The following is a 16,572-nucleotide window of genomic DNA, read 5'->3' on the forward strand; positions in this document are numbered from 1 at the left end:
CCGTCGAAACGACAAGCTAGTGCAAAATCGGTCATGCGCGCATCAAGACCCGCAGTCCGAAACTTCAACTTTCGGGGCAACAACTTGAATCAGCAACGAACGTCGTGGTCACGCACCGCCGCGCCTGGCGAAGTCATCTACTCCGAAGGTTTTGCCGGCGAGCCGGTCATCTACGTGATTACCGAAGGCAAGGTGGAAATATCCACGCAGTGCGACGAGAAAAAAGTCGTGCTGGCCGCGCTGGGCAAGGGCGAGTTCTTCGGCGAGGCGGCGCTGCTGCCCGCGGAGCCGCGAGCGCATACCGCCAAGGCGCTGAGCTTCTGTCAGCTGACCGTGATCCCCGCCGGTCTGCTGGAAGAAGAGCTGGAGCGCGCGTCGCCGCTATTGCGCCACATGCTGCGCACCATGATCCGCCGTGCGAAAAAGAAGGACGACGTGCTCGCCACCTACACGCATGCCGATTTCCTGCCGGGCATCGTGTCTTACGCGCATGTTCTCGCGTTGATGGCCAATCACGATTTTGCCGATGCGCTCGACGGGCGGGGGCGGCGCTCGTCGTCCAGCGAAGCGTCCGTGGTGCTGTCGGACGTCATCAAGAAGCTCCACGCCATTGCGGGGCATTCGCGCCCGCATGTGATGGCGATGCTCAAGCGCATGGAGAAACTGAATCTCGTCGCGCTCGAGCCGGGCCGTTCGGATCGGCTGAGCACGGCGCCCTTGCGCTACGGCGCACCGGATGGCGTGACGAGCCGCCAGCTGGTCCGGTTCGATCCGGTGAGGATCACGGAACGCGCGCAGCAGGTCGCGAATGCCGAGCTGGACATGTCGATCAGCAGCGAACTCGAGCTGATCGGGCTCACGGACCTGGAGGCGCTGATCGGCGTCGAAAAGCAGGTGATTCTCAACAAGCTCTCTCACGCTGAAATTGCCGAAGACGTGTTCGCGTTTCGCAAGACCAAGGTGTTGAGCTACGTCGAAGAGAAGGGCATCGCCTATTTCTCGCGACGCAGCGTGTCGCGCGCCAGCGATCTGCGGTCACTCGAGGATCTCGAATGGGTCGATCAGCGCACGCTGTTCGAAGCCATCAGCGCGTTCGACACCTACGATCTCGCCAAGCTGCTGGCCTCGATCGAGGGCTCGCCGATTGCCGAGCGCTTGACGGCGGCGATGACCGAGGCGCGCAAGAAGGAAGTGTCGTGGGTGATGCGGCGCGGCATCAAGCTCGATTCGCTGGAAGTCGCCGAGATCGAGGAGCGGTTCGTCGAGACGGTGCGCGCCATCAAGACGCCGGCCGGCAACCTCGCGGCGCATCCCGCACCGGGTGCCTGACAACGGCATCCCATCGCTTGAGAGGGACGTATGGATCTCTTGACACTGTTTGGCGTGGTATTCGGCGTGGCGGCGATTGCCGCCGGATTCACCCTGGAGGGCGGCCATTTCGCCAGCCTGATTCAATTGCAGGCATTCGTGATCGTGCTGGGCGGCACGCTGGGCGCCGTGATGATCCAGAATACGTGGTCGCGCTTCTTTGACGGCGTCAAGCAATTGCGGCTCGCCTTCGTCAAGGTCAGGCCCGTCGACCAGCAGAGCCTCGCGGTGCTGCTCGAATGGGGCGACCAGGCCAAGCTCAACGGCATGATGGCGTTCGAGTCGATCGACACCGCCGGCATCAGCCCGTTCGCCAAGCGCGGGCTGGAACTGCTCGCGAACGGCGTATCGACGGCGGTGCTCGAAGACGCGCTGCAGCGCGAGCTGGACGCCTACCAGCGCAACCACATGACGGCCGCGCGCATCTGGCAGCAGGCCGGCGGATACGCGCCGACCTTCGGCATTCTCGGCGCCGTGCTGGGCCTGATCCAAGTGACGAGCCACATGCTGGAGCCCGCGCAACTGGGACAAGGCATTGCGGTGGCCTTCGTCGCGACGCTCTACGGCCTGGCGCTGGCCAATCTGGTGTTTCTGCCGATCCATGGAAAGATTCGCGCGCAGATAGAGAGTGAAATGCGCTTCCAAACCCTCTATCGCGACGGCCTGCTCGCGATATCGCGCAAGGAGTCGCCGCACACCATCGCGACCCGCCTGGCCGGCGACGTGCGGGAACGCGCCGCCGAGTCGCTCGGATAGTGCGCCCTCCTCATGAGCGCTCCTTCCGACAACCAGCAGGCCACCGCCGGCAAGGCCGCATACGGCGACGAGACGGACGAGCAGTCCGGGCGTTGGCTCATTTCGTATGCCGACCTGATTACCACGCTGATGGTGCTGTTCCTCGCGCTGTACGTGCTGCAACTGGCGAGATCCCGTGAGCTCGAGCTCCGGTCGGTCGAGAAGCAGGCGGCGAGCCAGACGACGCAGGGCACCCGCGCGGGTGCCGAGAGCACGGCTGCGCGGCAACGCATGCTCGCCTTGCTGGAGCCCTTGCGCGCGAAGCACGAGATTTCGATTGCCAGCCTGCCCCAAGGCGTCGAGGTCACCATCAACGCGAAAATCCTGTTCAACTCGGGAGAGGCCCATCTGTTGCCCGAGTCGATGGACGTGCTGGACCAGGTTGCCGCGGTCCTGCGCGATCCGTTGACCGCCAACATTATCGTGGAGGGGCATACCGACAGCGTGCCGATTTCGACCTCGAAGTACGAGTCGAACTGGGAGCTTTCCTCGGCACGCGCCGGCGCGGTGGTGCGGTTCTTGATGGACAAGGGGGTGGGCGCGCACCGGATGGCGGCAGTGGGCCGGGCCGACAACGTCCCGCTGGTGCTCGGCGAGCAGGCCGCCGCGAGGGCAGCCAATCGGCGCGTCACGATTCTTGTCGAGCCATGACGCGCGCCGGACCGATGCGCCCGCGTCGAGGCCCGTGCTTGCGCAATTGCCTGGCGCCAACGCGCCGCAAGCCGCTCTGATCCGGGCCGAGGCCGCACATCGGCTCGCATCCCGGCGCGCTCCACCATCGCGATAATCCGGCCGAGCCGCGCTGGCCGGCGCCGCCGGGCGCGTCCCGGCAGCGCTTGACCGACATCCGGGAGCCCGAGCGCCGGCCTGCGGGAATCCCGCGTAGATACGAGACGTCGCCGGGCCTGGCGTTGCGGTCGAGCAAGCGTTCGGCGCCGAGCCCCGGACGACGGTCCACCGTGGCGCTCTCCCTGTTGCGGCGCATGCTTTCCCTTCATCCCGGCGGCGGTCGATGATGCCGCGGCGGCGGCTCGAAGACGGGCCGTGCGCGGCGTCGGCGGGCGTCGGCCCTCATACGCCGGCCGGCTTCGCGCGTGCTACCATTGCTCGATGGGTTACCGGTAACCAATGAAGCCGGCCGGAGCGGGCCGACGCGACGGCGCCGGCACCCATATCGAGAGGAGACGGTCGCGGCGCCGCGAGGCCGGGAGCGACCAGGACACGGAGAACGGCAAGATGACGCAACACACCACGCGGCGGCTGCGCAGCCAGGAGTGGTTCGACGATCCGGCGCATGCCGACATGACGGCGCTCTATGTCGAGCGTTTCATGAACTACGGGCTCACGCGCGAGGAAATCCAGTCGGGCCGTCCGATCATCGGTATCGCGCAGACGGGCAGCGACCTCGCGCCCTGCAACCGCCATCACATCGCGCTGGCCGAGCGGACCAAGGCCGGCATTCGCGACGCGGGCGGCATCCCGATGGAATTCCCCGTGCACCCGCTCGCCGAGCAGAGCCGCCGGCCCACCGCCGCGCTCGACCGCAACCTGGCCTATCTCGGCCTGGTGGAAGTGCTGCACGGCTTCCCGCTCGACGGTGTGGTGCTGACCACCGGCTGCGACAAGACCACGCCGGCCTGCCTGATGGCAGCCGCGACCGTGGACATGCCGGCCATCGTGCTGTCGGGCGGGCCGATGCTCGACGGCTGGCACCAGGGCAAGCGGGTCGGCTCGGGCACCGTGATCTGGCATGCGCGCAACCTGCTCGCGGCGGGCGAGATCGACTATGAGGGCTTCATGGCGCTGGCCACCGCCTCGTCGCCGTCGATCGGCCACTGCAACACGATGGGCACCGCGCTGTCGATGAACAGCCTCGCCGAGGCGCTCGGCATGTCGCTGCCGGGCTGCGCGAGCATCCCGGCCGCCTATCGCGAGCGCGGCCAGATGGCCTACGCCACCGGCAAGCGGATCGTCGGGCTGGTGCGCGAGGACGTGCGGCCGTCGCAGATCATGACCCGGGCGGCATTCGAGAACGCGATCGTGATCGCCTCCGCGCTCGGCGCGTCCACCAACTGCCCGCCGCATCTGATCGCGATCGCGCGTCACCTCGGCGTGGCGCTGTCGCTCGACGACTGGCAGCGCGTGGGCGAGGCGGTGCCGCTGATCGTCAACTGCATGCCGGCGGGCGACTATCTCGGCGAGAGCTTCCACCGCGCGGGCGGCGTGCCGGCCGTGTTCCACGAGCTGTCGCGGGCAGGCCTCGTGCATCGCGACTGCCTGACCGTGTCGGGCGAGACCATCGGCCAGATCGCGGACCGCTCGCCCACCTCGGAGCGCGACGTGATCCGCACCACCGACGCGCCGCTCAAGCACGGCGCCGGCTTCATGGTGCTGTCGGGCAACTTCTTCGACAGCGCGATCATGAAGATGTCGGTGGTGGGCGAGGCGTTCCGCCAGACCTACCTGAGCGAGCCGGGCAGCGAGAACGCGTTCGAGGCGCGCGCCATCGTGTTCGACGGCCCCGAGGACTATCACGCGCGCATCAACGACCCCTCGCTCGAGATCGACCAGCACTGCATCCTGGTGATCCGCGGCGCCGGCACGGTCGGCTATCCCGGCAGCGCCGAGGTGGTCAACATGGCGCCGCCCGCCGCGCTCGTGCGCGCCGGCATCGGCTCGCTGCCCACGCTCGGCGACGGCCGCCAGAGCGGCACCTCGGCGAGCCCGTCGATCCTCAACATGTCGCCGGAGGCGGCGGTGGGCGGCGGCCTCGCGCTGCTGCGCACGGGCGACCGGATCCGCGTGGACCTGAACGCGCGCAGGGTGGACGTGCTGGTGGACGAGGCCGAGCTCGCGCGCCGCCGCGAGACGGCCGAGTTCTCGGTGCCGGTCTCGCAGACGCCGTGGCAGGAGCTGTATCGGCAGACGGTCGGCCAGCTCTCGACGGGCGGCTGCCTGGAGCCGGCCACGCTGTACCTGAAGGTGATCGAGACGCACGGCAACCCGCGGCATTCGCACTGAGCGCGCGGCCGCCGCGAGGCGGGATGGCGGCGCGGCACCGGGCGCGCCGCGCCGCCCGGCCGGGTGGCCTGGCCTGCCGCTGCGTGCGTTACTTGAACTGTCCCGCGAGCCGCTGCTCGGCGTGCTGCATGTGCAGCCCCATCGCCAGGCTGATGCGGCGCACGTCGCGCTCGTTGAGCGCCGCGTAGATCTCCTCGTGCTCGTCCATCGACTCGGCCCACCACGGCGCGCTGAGGAAGTGCTGCTCGAGCGTCATGTAGAGCGGCGTCGTGCGATGGATCCAGAGCTGGTCGAGCAGCACCACGTAGGCGCTGTTGCCCGAGGCTTCGGCCAGGCTCAGGTGGAACTGGCGGTCGTATTCGTTCAGTTGCGGATCGCCCACCTTGCTGCCGCGCAGCTTGTCGAGCCAGCCGAGCACCGTCTCGATCTGCGCGTCGGAGGCATGCCGCACCGCCTGCACGGCGATCTCGGGCTCCAGGTAGGCGCGCGCCCGGATCACGTCGAACGGCGAGACCGCCGGCATGCGCGGCGCGGCGGCGGGCGGCGGGGCCGCCGCGTTGCCGTTCGCGCCGCGCCGCCGCACGAAGATGCCCGAGCCGCTGCGCACCTCCACCATGCCCTCAATCTCGAGCGCGATCAGCGCCTCGCGCAGCGACGAGCGGCTCACGCCGAGCCGCGCGCTGAGGTCGCGTTCGGCCGGCAGCCGTTCGCCGACGATGAATTCGCCCGCCTCGATCAGGTCGGTGATCTGCGCGGCGATCTGGCTGTAGAGCCGTTTGGTTTCGATCGGCTGGAAGGGCATGGCGGGATGCGTCGGTGCTGGCCGTAGCGGGGCGGGCGCGCTTACAGCTTGAACGGCACGACCGTCTGCTGCTGCTCGCCGAGCCCCTCGATGCCGAGCCGGATCACGTCGCCGGCGCGCAGGAACTGCGGCGGGTTCATGGCCATGCCGACGCCGGGCGGCGTGCCGGTGGTGATCACGTCGCCGGGCATCAGCGTCATGAACTGGCTCAGGTGGCTGACGATCTCGGCCACGTCGAAGATCATCGTCTTCGTCGAGCCGTTCTGCATGCGCTTGCCGTTCACCTCGAGCCACATCGCCAGGTTCTGCGCGTCGGGAACTTCGTCGCGCGTGACGAGCCACGGGCCGATCGGGCCGAACGTATCGCAGCCCTTGCCCTTGTCCCATTGCGGCGTGCGCTCGAGCTGGAAATGGCGCTCGCTGACGTCGTTGATCGTGCAGTAGCCGGCCACGTGCTCGAGCGCCTGGTCGCGTTCCACGTAGCGCGTCACGCGCCCGATCACCACGCCCAGTTCCACTTCCCAGTCGGTCTTCTCGGAGCCGCGCGGCAGCATCACCGGATCGTTCGGCCCCTGGATGCACGAGATCGCCTTGGTGAACACCACCGGCTCCTTCGGCACCGGCATGCCGGTCTCGGCCGCGTGGTCGGAGTAGTTGAGGCCGATCGCGAGGAACTTGCCGATGCCGTTGATCGGGCAGCCGTAGCGCGGCGAGCCTGCCACCACCGGCAGCGAGGTGACGTCGAGCGCGCGCAGTTTATCGAGCGCGCCGGCATCGAGCGTGGCCGGCGTGATGTCGGCGATCACGCCGCTCAGGTCGCGCAGCTTGCCGTCCTGATCGACGAGGGCCGGCTTTTCGTGGCCGGGCTGGCCATAACGGGCGAGTTTCATGGAGTCTGCTCCTGGTGAATCCGGGTGAAAACGAAGGGCGAGGTCAGATGGTCATGCCGCCATCGACCGAGTAGGTCTGGCCGGTGACGAACGCGGCGTCGTCGCTGGCGAGGAACGTGACGATCGGCGCGATTTCCTCGGCGCGCGCGATGCGGCCCATCGGCTGGCGCGCGACGAAGGCCTTGCGGGCCGCCTCGGGATCGTCGTAGGCGTTGATGCGCTGCTGCAGCGAGGGCGTATCGACGGTGCCCGGCGAGATCGCGTTGCAGCGGATGCCCTGCTGCACGTAGTCGGCGGCCACCGCCTTGGTCAGCCCGATCACGGCCGCCTTCGAGGCGCCGTACACGAAGCGGTTCGGCAGGCCGCGGATGCTGCTCGCCACGCTGGCCATGTTGACGATGCTGCCGCCGCCATGCTCGAGCATGGAAGGTAGCGCGGCGCGAATGGTCCAGAACATCGAGCGCACGTTCAGGTCGAACGCGAACGACCAGTCCTCGTCGGTGGCCTCGAGGATCGTGCCGTTGTGGACGAAGCCGGCGCAGTTGAACAGCACGTCCACGCGCGGCAGCGCGGCGAAGAACGCGTCGATCGCCGCGCGGTCCATCACGTCGAGCGGGGCGGTGCGCACGTTGGCGACGCCGTCGAACGCGCCGAGCAGTTCGGGCTTCACGTCGGTCGCCCAGACCAGCGCGCCGTCGCGCGCCAGCGCATGCACCGCCGCCTTGCCGATGCCGGCGCCTGCCGCCGTGACCACGGCTACCTTGCCTTCCAGTCTCATCGTGTCTCCTGTTTGGTGTCCGGCCGGGCCGTCGGAATTGGCCGGACCAGTGGGCCAATCGCGATCTTAACGGGGAACCGGAGACGAGGCAACGAAGGGCGGGGTGGGATTTGTGCCTAGACGGGCGTGGTTGCGCGGAGTTGGGCGCCTTATCGGTAGGATTTCTTGGTATTTCATGCGAACTTGCGGGCAGGATCAGGCCGGCGGCAGGGCTGCGCGGATGCCGGCCATGCTGGGAGCGAGCGAAGGCCGGAGGATTGAAATATATTTTTATGGTCTGACTGCATGGCGGATGATCGGTGTGTCGCAAGGCCCGGCTGCCGCGCAGCCGGGCCTTGCGCGTCAGAGCGATTTTCCGGCGCCGAGGCCGAGGAACGTGAACGGCGGCGCGGCCCGGAACTCGCCCGACACTTCCCCGCTGAAGGTATTTCGCTGGTCGCGGCCGAGGTCCAGGCGCCTGACGGGCGCGCCGGCGGCGAAGTCGAGCTTCTTCAGGTCGACCCAGAACGTGTTCGGCGTCAGGGTCGACTCGAAGAAGTAGAGCAGGCGCCTGTGGTCGGCCACGGTGCGCCAGCGCCTTGACGAGATGTTCGGCTCGTTTTCGGTGCTGATCCCGTACGGCACGGACACGTTGCGGATTACGCTGAAGACGCTGGCCAGCGCGACGGTCGGATCCTCGCTCTTCGGGATCGCATTGACGTAGAACGAGGCGCGCGCGAAGCGGTCGGCCGCGCGATTGGTGCCGGCAGCCAGGCCATGCCGCCGATCCGCTGCCAGCAGGCGTTCAGCGCGAGCTGTTCGTCGAAGGTCGGCGAGTTCGTCATCACCTGATACTGCCGGCCGTGGTGGATCACTTGCCTGCCGTCGATGTACTCGATGATGGCGCTGTCGCCGCTGGCATCCGACATCGACAGGTGCAGCGTGGCCAGCCGCTGTTCGCCGGGAACGCTGTCGGTGACGACGGTGAACGGCTCCTTGCCAAGCGCGTCCACGGCCTCGGCCACGGTCGCGAAGTTGTCGGGCACGTACTGCGCACAGGCGGCGATGGTGAGGCCCGGCTTCGAGCGTTGATCGAACGTCGGGTACCGCGATTCGACGAGCCAGAGCAGTTCGGCGGCGAGGCCTTTCTCGTTCATGCCGTCGGTGGTGGCGACGTCGTAGGCGGTGGCCACCACGCTGCCGTACCTGGCGACCCATTTCAGCGAGTTCGGGCCGGCCTCGCCGTTGCGGGCGACGCCGCGCGGCAGAACGTAGAGATGGGTGGCGATGTCCTGTTTCCAGTCCATCGAGCGCGCCGTGATGACGTCGTCGTTGGCGCCCAGATAGACCACGCGTGTGCAGGCAAGCGCGGCGATCGGCATGACGGCCAGCGCCGCCGCGGCGACGTCGAGACGGGCGGCATCGCCGCCGATTCGCTTGAATGCCGGCGCGTGGGCGGCGTGCCGTTCGCGGTGCTGCAGCCGGCCGTCAGCGATGCGGTGCTGGTGACGCACGAGCAGATCCGCGAGGCGCGGCGCAGCCGATGGGACGCGCTCAGGGTCGTCGCGGAGCGCCGGCGGCGCGACCGCGTTCGCGGCCCTGACGTCGGGCGCCTATGCGCGCTCGCCCGGCGAGCGGATCGCCGTGATCATCTGCGGTGGCAATGCCGATCCGGCCTCGTTCGCATGAGGCCCGGCGGGGCGGGAATGAACGCCTCGATGTGCCACGCGTCGCGCATTTCGGATGATCGGGATTTTCCAGCGCCGCGACGAGCGATGCAGCACCGAGGGGCGACCGGGGCGCCCGCGGTGCGCCGGCGCGAACGATCCGGTGCAGCGCGCGCGTCCTTGACTCGTCAAGCTCCGGGCGACCACCTGGAAGGCTAAAATCGGCTTAAAAGCAGAACCTACGTTGTTTGTCCAGGAATGGAATCCCTGCTTTTTTCGCATTCCCCGTCGTTTCGTTCGGGCGCGCTGATTCCTTGCCGGTGATACTGGAATCTGGCGCGACGATTTTTGTCTCGTCCGAAATGCACGCGGATTAATTTTTTATTCGCGGCCATCGTCGTTTTTAGCTGCGTTTGATGCTTTCCGGTCGACTCTATGGCGTGGCGAGAACAAAGTCAAACATCACTCATGCAGGGTAATCACTATGGCAAAGAAAAAGGCATACCTTATTGTTAGCGACGGCAATTTCATCCTGACTTTTCAAGGCGGCAGTGCTGCCGGAAAGAACCGGACGGGAAATCATCTGCCTGGCGGGACATTTTATCCGACGAAAACCTCCATTGGTGGAGAACGTTTTGCCGGCCCGGAAACGCTCGAAGATAGAATAAGTGCGGAGTTGAAGGAAGAGACGGGTTTTGCGTTCGATCGCGCTGCCGGCAGCATCAGTGACTTCGAGATGCTTTTAGACGGCACGTCGGTGACTTTCATGGTGCAGAAAGTACCCGATGTGGAAGGAAGTCCTTATTGGCGTGATCCGTTTGTGACGCCGCCGACGATCGACCCCGATGACACGCCTTTCACGTCCCTGAAAAAATATCGCATTGAAGATTGCAAAGTTGGAAAAGGGATTTTCCAGATAATTCAAGGTACCGATTGGTTTGCAAAAGGCGTGGAAGAGGCAGTGAAGCGAGGGCTTATCTAGATCAAACTTCAAGAATCGCCAACACAGGTCATCCACGAATCGCGAGCCGATGACAGCGGCAGGCAGGACGAGCAAAGCCGCAGGAATATCGAGGCACGGCTCGAAGCGGATCCGAAGCTTGCCGGATCCGGCAGGCCGGGCCTGCTTGCGCTTGACGACCCAACGGTGCCGCTCGAGCCGCCCGCCTGCCTCGGCCGCCTGCCCGAAGCCGGCCGGCGGCCGAGGCGCGCCTAGATATTCAGGAACGCCGCGATCGACACGCCCACGCCCGCCAGCCCCGCGAAGCCGACCAGCACGAACAGCCGCCGGCTGCCCGTCAGCGAGGTGATCGCCGCCAGCGAGATCGCCGCGCTGATCAGCGCGAGTGCCTGCCCGAACATGTGCTGCGGGTGTTCCCTGCCCTCCGACTTGCGGTTCGCTTCCTCCACCTGCCGTTCGAGATCCTTCGCCTTGTCCGAGATGTCCTTCTTGCGCGCGTTGTACTTGTCGATCTGCTCGCGGAAGCGCGCCTGCTTTTCCGGGCCGGCCAGCTCGGCCGCGACTTCCATCATGTGGCCTTTGTTCGACTGCGCCTGATAGAGGTTCCATTGGTCGCTGGCCTTGCTCTGCAGCAGCACGGCGTCGTTCTTGTACATCAGCGCCTGGGTCTGCAGCACGCCTTCCTCGTAGTGGAGCAGGCTGGCCAGCGCGGCGAGGATCGCGGTGAATACCGCGACCCAGCGCGAGAGCGGGTCGCCCGAGCGGGCGGCGTGTTCGACGGCGTGATCGTGGGGAGCGTGTTCGTGGGACATCGTGAGTCTCGGTGCTTCGTGTAAGCGATGAAAGCCTCGCGCGGCGCGCGAGCGGTTGGGGACGAGCGGGGGATTATGGCAGGCTCGCGTGTCGTCTCGCCACTCGCCAATAGCGGGACCCGTCGCTGGCCTCGCAGCGGAGCCCGCGGCGCGGCCATGCCGGCGCGCGCCGCGAACGCCGTCGCCGCTGGCGCCGCTGGCGCACGGCGGGGCGCGCGCGTTTGCCGTTACACTGCTGCCTGTCAGTGAGCAACAGCAAGTGCGCAACAGCAAGTGCGCAACAGCAGCGAGGAGCAAGCGATGTCTCAGGTATGCATGCGGATGCCGTCGCCGGTCGGCGAGTTGACGCTGGTGGCGCGCGGCGACAAGCTGGTCGCGATCCTCTGGGACAACGACCTGCCCACGCGCGTGAAGGTCGGCGCGATGCGCGACGACCCCACGCATCCGACGCTCGTCGAGACGGCGCGCCAGCTGCGCGAATACTTCGCCGGCGAGCGCACCGTGTTCGAGATCGCCCTCGAATTCCACGGCACCGAATTCCAGAAGCGGGTCTGGCACGCGCTGCTGACGATTCCGTTCGGCGAGACGCGCAGCTACCGCGATATCGCCGTGCAGATCGGCAACCATCGCGCCACGCGCGCGGTGGGCGCCGCCAACGGCCGCAATCCGCTGTCGATCGTCGCGCCGTGCCATCGCGTGATCGGCAGCTCGGGCGACTTGACCGGCTTCGCCGGCGGCAAGGATCGCAAGGCCGCGCTGCTCGCGCTCGAAGCGCGTTCGCGGCAGCCGGCGCTGTTCTGAACGGCGCCGGCTGCCGCGCTTTCCGGTTGCCGGCTCGCCGCGACGGGCTGCCGGCTGCCTGCCTCCCCGCCACGATACCAACCAGAGAGAATCTTGATGCTGCCATCGCATTCCCCGCGCCCCTGGCCGGCGCGCGCGGGTCTGCCCCGTGTCGACACGGCCCGCGCGCTCGCCGCGCTGACGCTGCTTGCCGCGGCGCTGGCGAGCCCGCCCGCCGGCGCCGACACGCGCACGCTCTGCACGATCGTGGCCGACGCGGCCTCGGGCCGGGTGCTCGCCGAACGCGGCGAGGGGTGCGCCACGCGCGTCACGCCCGCCTCGACCTTCAAGATCGCCCTGAGCCTGATGGGCTTCGATGCCGGCGTGCTGACGGACGCGCACGCGCCCGTGCTGCCGTTTCGTGCCGGCTACCCCGACTGGGGCGGCGACGCGTGGCGCCAGCCGACCGATCCGGCGCGCTGGATGCGCTATTCGGTGTTCTGGTATTCGCAGCAGCTCACGCAGCGCCTCGGCCAGGCGCGCTTCGCGAGCTACACGCAGCGCTTCGGCTACGGCAACGCGGACGTGGCGCCCGGCCCAGGCGAGTTCGCCGGCATGAAGGGCGCCTGGAACTCGGGATCGCTGCGCATCGCGCCGCGCGAGCAGATCGCGTTTCTGCGCGCGATCGTGAACCGCACGCTGCCGGTGAGCGCGCATGCGTTCGAGATGACCGACCGGATCACGCTGATCGACGCGCAGCCGGACGGCTGGATCGTGCACGGCAAGACCGGCACCAGCTCGCCGGGCGACGACGGCCGCTTCGATCGCGCGCGGGCCTATGGCTGGTTCGTCGGCTGGGCGGCGCGCGGCACGCGCGCCGTGGTGTTCGCGCACCTGATTCAGGACGACGCGCCGCACGACGTGAGCGCCGGCCTGCGCGCGCGCGACGCGCTGCTGGCCGAACTGCCGGCGCTGGCGCTGCCGGCTGCCGGGGCGGTGCCGCCCGCGCGTTGAGCGCCGTCGCCTGCCTCGACGGCAGGCGCCGCGCCCTCGAACCGCCGGCGCGCGCAACGCGGCGTGCCGCGGCGGCGGGGGCCGATCGATCGCGCGACGGGCGCGGCCGCCGCGCGCCTCAGTTGCCGTCCGGCGCGTACCGCACCGGCGTGTCGACGTACAGCTTCGGGTAGCCGGCCTTCAGCGCGGCCACCTTCGGCAGGTCGTTGATCACGATGTACGGGTAGGCGGGGTGGCGCACCAGGAAATCCTGATGGTAGGCCTCGGCCGGATAGAAGCGCTGGCCGGCTTCGATGCTCGTCACGATCGGCGCCGGGAACGCGTGGGCGTCGGTCAACTGCCGGATGTAGGCGAGCGCGATCGCCTTCTGCTGCGCGTCGACGGGGAAGATCGCCGAGCGGTACTGGGTGCCGGTGTCGGGGCCCTGGCGGTTCAGTTCGGTCGGATCGTGCGCGACCGAGAAGAAGATCTGCAGCAGCCGCCCGTAGGTGATCCGGCTCGGATCGTAGACCACCCGCACCGATTCCGCGTGGCCGGTGTCGCCCTCGCTGACGGCCTCGTACTGCGCCGTCGAGGCCGCGCCGCCCGCGTAGCCGGCGGCGACCTGCTCGACGCCGGCCACGTGCTCGAACACGCCCTGCACGCCCCAGAAGCAGCCGCCCGAGAACACGGCCGTCTCGGTGCGCGTGGCGCCCGGTGTTTCGTCGAGCACGGGCGCGGGCAGCGGCCTGGCCGCGTCGGCCAGCGCGGCCGGCTGCCAGCCGAGCAGCACCGCGGCGAGCGCGCCGAGCGCGGCGGCGCCGCCGGCCAGGCGCATGAGCAGGCCGGCGCGCGACGCGCGGCGGCGCGGGCAGGGGGCAAGATCGTGTCGAATCGGCTTCATGATGTGGGTTCCTTGCGCAAGTCGGAGATCGGATGATGCGGGTTCAACCGAACGTGAACGCGAATGCCTGCACGCCGGGGTCGAGGAATTCGATCGAGAACGTATGATCGGCGATCGGGCCGCGCTGCCGGATCAGTTGATAAAGGCGCTGGCCGGCCACGGTGCCGGTGCCGTCGGCGCCCACGTCGGCGCCGTGCGAGGCGCCCGGCGCGCTGCCGTCCAGCGTCACGCGGAATCGCACCGGCGCGCCGCCGCCGCCCGGGCCGAGCACCAGATGCAGGTCGCGCGCATGGAAGCGGTAGACGATCCGGCCGCCCGGTTTGACGAGCGTGGCCTGCTCGCCGCCCACCTTCCAGCTACCGGCCAGCCCCCACTGGCCGAGGCCCGGTTGGGCGGGCGCCGCATAGTCGTGCTCGCTGTCGTGCAACTGGCCGCCCGGCGAGGCGAAATGCTCGGCGCGCGCGTAGCCTACGTAGGTTTCCGGCGAACGCATGTCGGTGTCGTCCGCGGCGGCCTGGGCGCCGCTCGCCGCCGGGCCGTCGATGCCGACCGGCACCTGGGCCGCGTCGGGATGGCCGGCCTCGACGAGCAGTTGCTGGATCGCGCGTTCCGATTGCAGATAGTCGCCCTCGCCGAAGTGGTGATAGCGGATGCGGCCCTGCGCGTCGACGAAGTAGTGCGCCGGCCAGTATTCGTTGTTGAACGCGCGCCAGATCGCGTAGCCGTTGTCGATCGCCACCGGATAGGTGACGCCGAGATCACGGGTGGCCTGCTTCACGTTGCCGGGGTCGCGTTCGAACGCGAATTCGGGCGCGTGGACGCCGATCACCACCAGGCCGTCGTTCTTGTACTTGCGCGCCCAGGCCTTCACGTAGGGCAGCGTGCGCAGGCAGTTGATGCACGAGTAGGTCCAGAAGTCGATCAGCACCACCTTGCCGCGCAGCGAGGCGTTGGTGAGCGGCGGCGAATTGAGCCACTTGGTTGCGCCCGACAGCGGCGGCAGCGTGCCTTCCACGGGCAGCGCCGGGGCCGAGACGCGCAGCATCGACGCGTCGCGGCGCGCGGCGCGGGTGGCCGCGGACATCAGCGCGTTCGCGGCGGGGGCGGTGCCGGCGGCTGCGTCGGCGCCCGCGCCGTTGGCGGCGGCGCGCATGGCGTCGCCTGCGGCCATCATCGCCGGGCCGCTACCGGCGGCTGCGTGGTTGCCCGCGCCGTTGGCGGCGGCACGCATCGCATCGCCCGCTGCCATCATCGCCGGGCCGTCGCCGGCCGCCGCGCTGCTTGCTGTCATGGCCGGGCCGTTCGCGTTCGCCACGGCGCCGCCCGCGGCGCCGTGCATGGCATTGCCGCGCGGCGCGAAGCGATTGACGAGCGATTGCTCCAGGCCGCCCGTGGCGATCGTCGAGACCTGCGCGAGCACGCCGGTGTCGAGGCCGAGCGCGATCGCGCCCACGCCGGCCAGCATCGCCGCGCCGAGCCCGCGGCGGATCCATTCGCCGGCGCCGAGCGAGCGCTTCATCGCCGCGAACAGCCTGCCGCCCACCAGCAGCGCGGCGGCCAGCGAGGTGGCCGCGCCGGCCGCGTAGGCCACCAGCAGCAGCGTGGTGCCCACGCTCGCGCCGCGCAGCGCGGCGCCGGTCAGCACGAGCCCGAGGATCGGGCCGGCGCACGGTGCCCACAGCAGGCCGGTGGCCACGCCGATCAACAGCGACGCGCCGATGCTGCTGCGGCCCTCGCCGTCGGCCGTCGAGGCCACGCCGGTCAGCCGGTTGCCGAGCGCCACCAGCGGGCGCGTCATGTGTTCGGCGAGGCTCGGCAACAGCAGCGTCAGGCCGAACACGCCGACCATCGCGATCGCGAGCCAGCGGCCGGCCTGATTGGCCTGCGCGATCCAGCCGCCGCCGACGGCGGCCAGCGTCGCGACGGCGGCGAACGTCACGGCCATGCCGGCCAGCAGCGGCAGGCCGTTGCGCACGAACGGGCGGTCCGCGCGGGCGAACACGAAGGGCAGCACCGGCAGGATGCAGGGGCTCACGATGGTGAGCACGCCGCCGAGATAGGCGAGGATCACAAGCAACATGGCGAAGTCCTGGTAGGAATTCTTGCAGGAAGATGGTGGGGCGGGCTCAGGCCGACGACGGGCTGAACGTCATCGCCGTGCCGTTCATGCAGTAGCGCAGGCCGGTCGGTTTCGGGCCGTCGTTGAACACATGGCCGAGATGGCCCGCGCAGCGGCGGCAGTGGACTTCGTCGCGCACCATGCCGAACGAGGTGTCGGTCGAGGTCACCACGGCGTGGTCGAGCGGCGCCCAGAAGCTCGGCCAGCCGGTATGGCTGTCGAACTTGGTGGCCGACGAGAACAGCGGCAGCGCGCAACCGGCGCACGCGAAGGTGCCCGAGCGATGTTCGTCGTTGAGCGGGTTGCTGTACGGACGCTCGGTTCCCGCCTCGCGCAGGACCGTGTACTGTGCCGGCGTGAGGCGCTTGCGCCATTCGGCGTCGCTGAGCGTGAGTTCGGCCGGGGCGGCAGGCTTGGGCGGCTGTTGCGCGAACACGCCGCTGCGCGTGATTGTGGCGACGGCGCCGGCGAGCGCGGCGCCGGTGAGCAGGAAAGCTCGGCGGCTGGTCATGGTGGACTCCTGTCGGACGGTGGGTGACTTGCCGCACAGCGTAAGGACCCCACGGTCGCGAAGTCCTCACGGAAAGTTAAAGTTTTCGTGATAATTCGGCCGCGAACGGGCGGGCGACGGCGGTGCAACCGGCGCCGGGTGCGGGCGCAACCGATGCCGCGCCGCCGCAAGCTCGTGCCGGAGCCGCGTTGG

The 16,572-nt window shown here is 68.7% G+C and carries 14 protein-coding genes and 1 pseudogene; 7 read left to right on the top strand and 8 right to left on the bottom strand.

Annotated elements, in window-relative coordinates; all coding sequences use genetic code 11:
- The first annotated feature begins 84 nt into the window (after positions 1–84).
- The 4 genes from KS03_RS06605 to KS03_RS06620 all read left to right on the top strand — a co-directional run bounded on the left by KS03_RS06605 (position 85) and on the right by KS03_RS06620 (position 5,184).
- Positions 85–1,329, top strand: coding sequence for a Crp/Fnr family transcriptional regulator (locus KS03_RS06605; protein WP_015877597.1), 1,245 nt, complete (start codon positions 85–87; stop codon positions 1,327–1,329).
- A gap of 30 nt (positions 1,330–1,359) precedes the next feature.
- A complete protein-coding gene (locus tag KS03_RS06610; protein ID WP_015877596.1) occupies positions 1,360–2,124 on the top strand; it encodes a flagellar motor protein in 765 nt (254 codons plus the stop codon).
- Between the two features lie 12 nt (positions 2,125–2,136).
- Positions 2,137–2,814, top strand: a complete 678-nt coding sequence (locus KS03_RS06615; RefSeq protein WP_015877595.1) for an OmpA/MotB family protein — start codon at positions 2,137–2,139, stop codon at positions 2,812–2,814.
- 585 nt (positions 2,815–3,399) lie between these two features.
- Positions 3,400–5,184 (top strand): IlvD/Edd family dehydratase, encoded by a 1,785-nt coding sequence (locus KS03_RS06620; protein ID WP_015877594.1) that lies wholly within the window; start codon positions 3,400–3,402, stop codon positions 5,182–5,184.
- A gap of 88 nt (positions 5,185–5,272) precedes the next feature.
- Here KS03_RS06620 and KS03_RS06625 read toward each other — a convergent pair whose 3' ends face one another.
- From KS03_RS06625 to KS03_RS06640, 4 genes and pseudogenes are all read right to left on the bottom strand, one after another.
- Positions 5,273–5,986, bottom strand: coding sequence for a FadR/GntR family transcriptional regulator (locus KS03_RS06625; RefSeq protein WP_015877593.1), 714 nt, complete (start codon positions 5,984–5,986; stop codon positions 5,273–5,275).
- A gap of 41 nt (positions 5,987–6,027) precedes the next feature.
- Positions 6,028–6,876, bottom strand: coding sequence for a fumarylacetoacetate hydrolase family protein (locus tag KS03_RS06630; RefSeq protein WP_015877592.1), 849 nt, complete (start codon positions 6,874–6,876; stop codon positions 6,028–6,030).
- A 43-nt stretch (positions 6,877–6,919) separates the two neighbouring features.
- The gene (locus KS03_RS06635; RefSeq protein ID WP_015877591.1) at positions 6,920–7,654 is read right to left on the bottom strand and encodes an SDR family oxidoreductase; all 735 of its coding nucleotides are present in this window, start codon (positions 7,652–7,654) and stop codon (positions 6,920–6,922) included.
- A gap of 342 nt (positions 7,655–7,996) precedes the next feature.
- Positions 7,997–9,015 (bottom strand): annotated as a pseudogene (locus KS03_RS06640) (linear amide C-N hydrolase).
- Between the two features lie 769 nt (positions 9,016–9,784).
- Between KS03_RS06640 and KS03_RS31070 the strand changes: the two are divergent.
- Entirely contained in the window at positions 9,785–10,282 is a 498-nt protein-coding gene (locus tag KS03_RS31070) for a hypothetical protein (protein ID WP_015877590.1), read from the top strand.
- A gap of 230 nt (positions 10,283–10,512) precedes the next feature.
- Here KS03_RS31070 and KS03_RS06645 read toward each other — a convergent pair whose 3' ends face one another.
- Complete coding sequence (locus KS03_RS06645; RefSeq protein ID WP_015877589.1) at positions 10,513–11,073, bottom strand: DUF4337 domain-containing protein; 561 nt, start codon at positions 11,071–11,073, stop codon at positions 10,513–10,515.
- Between the two features lie 300 nt (positions 11,074–11,373).
- Here KS03_RS06645 and KS03_RS06650 point away from each other — a divergent pair, with 300 nt between their 5' ends.
- Both KS03_RS06650 and blaOXA read left to right on the top strand, forming a co-directional pair.
- Positions 11,374–11,874: a methylated-DNA--[protein]-cysteine S-methyltransferase gene (locus tag KS03_RS06650; RefSeq protein ID WP_015877588.1), complete on the top strand. Its 501-nt coding sequence runs from the start codon at positions 11,374–11,376 to the stop codon at positions 11,872–11,874.
- A 96-nt stretch (positions 11,875–11,970) separates the two neighbouring features.
- On the top strand, positions 11,971–12,867 hold the full coding sequence (gene blaOXA, locus KS03_RS06655; RefSeq protein ID WP_015877587.1) for a class D beta-lactamase: 897 nt from the start codon (positions 11,971–11,973) through the stop codon (positions 12,865–12,867).
- Between the two features lie 118 nt (positions 12,868–12,985).
- Here the strand turns inward: blaOXA and msrA are convergent, their stop codons facing one another.
- Genes msrA through msrB form a run of 3 tightly spaced genes read right to left on the bottom strand, consistent with a single transcriptional unit; the run spans position 12,986 to position 16,380 of the window.
- A complete protein-coding gene (gene msrA, locus KS03_RS06660; protein WP_015877586.1) occupies positions 12,986–13,750 on the bottom strand; it encodes a peptide-methionine (S)-S-oxide reductase MsrA in 765 nt (254 codons plus the stop codon).
- Positions 13,751–13,793: 43 nt separating this feature from the next.
- Positions 13,794–15,830 carry a cytochrome c biogenesis protein DipZ gene (locus KS03_RS06665; protein ID WP_015877585.1) on the bottom strand — a complete coding sequence of 679 codons (2,037 nt, stop codon included), beginning with the start codon at positions 15,828–15,830 and terminating at the stop codon, positions 13,794–13,796.
- A 46-nt stretch (positions 15,831–15,876) separates the two neighbouring features.
- Positions 15,877–16,380 carry a peptide-methionine (R)-S-oxide reductase MsrB gene (gene msrB, locus KS03_RS06670; protein WP_015877584.1) on the bottom strand — a complete coding sequence of 168 codons (504 nt, stop codon included), beginning with the start codon at positions 16,378–16,380 and terminating at the stop codon, positions 15,877–15,879.
- Positions 16,381–16,572 lie beyond the last annotated feature (192 nt).

The organism is Burkholderia glumae LMG 2196 = ATCC 33617 (assembly GCF_000960995.1).
Classification (GTDB): Bacteria; Pseudomonadota; Gammaproteobacteria; order Burkholderiales; family Burkholderiaceae; genus Burkholderia; species Burkholderia glumae.

What these genes read in the sequence shown, in the direction of transcription:
- KS03_RS06610 (WP_015877596.1), top strand. Translation starts at nt 1,360, where the DNA reads ATGGATCTCTTGACACTGTTTGGCGTGGTATTCGGCGTGGCGGCGATT.
- KS03_RS06615 (WP_015877595.1), top strand. Translation starts at nt 2,137, where the DNA reads ATGAGCGCTCCTTCCGACAACCAGCAGGCCACCGCCGGCAAGGCCGCA.
- KS03_RS06620 (WP_015877594.1), top strand. Translation starts at nt 3,400, where the DNA reads ATGACGCAACACACCACGCGGCGGCTGCGCAGCCAGGAGTGGTTCGAC.
- KS03_RS06625 (WP_015877593.1), bottom strand. Translation starts at nt 5,986, where the DNA reads ATGCCCTTCCAGCCGATCGAAACCAAACGGCTCTACAGCCAGATCGCC.
- KS03_RS06630 (WP_015877592.1), bottom strand. Translation starts at nt 6,876, where the DNA reads ATGAAACTCGCCCGTTATGGCCAGCCCGGCCACGAAAAGCCGGCCCTC.
- KS03_RS06635 (WP_015877591.1), bottom strand. Translation starts at nt 7,654, where the DNA reads ATGAGACTGGAAGGCAAGGTAGCCGTGGTCACGGCGGCAGGCGCCGGC.
- KS03_RS31070 (WP_015877590.1), top strand. Translation starts at nt 9,785, where the DNA reads ATGGCAAAGAAAAAGGCATACCTTATTGTTAGCGACGGCAATTTCATC.
- KS03_RS06645 (WP_015877589.1), bottom strand. Translation starts at nt 11,073, where the DNA reads ATGTCCCACGAACACGCTCCCCACGATCACGCCGTCGAACACGCCGCC.
- KS03_RS06650 (WP_015877588.1), top strand. Translation starts at nt 11,374, where the DNA reads ATGTCTCAGGTATGCATGCGGATGCCGTCGCCGGTCGGCGAGTTGACG.
- blaOXA (WP_015877587.1), top strand. Translation starts at nt 11,971, where the DNA reads ATGCTGCCATCGCATTCCCCGCGCCCCTGGCCGGCGCGCGCGGGTCTG.
- msrA (WP_015877586.1), bottom strand. Translation starts at nt 13,750, where the DNA reads ATGAAGCCGATTCGACACGATCTTGCCCCCTGCCCGCGCCGCCGCGCG.
- KS03_RS06665 (WP_015877585.1), bottom strand. Translation starts at nt 15,830, where the DNA reads ATGTTGCTTGTGATCCTCGCCTATCTCGGCGGCGTGCTCACCATCGTG.
- msrB (WP_015877584.1), bottom strand. Translation starts at nt 16,380, where the DNA reads ATGACCAGCCGCCGAGCTTTCCTGCTCACCGGCGCCGCGCTCGCCGGC.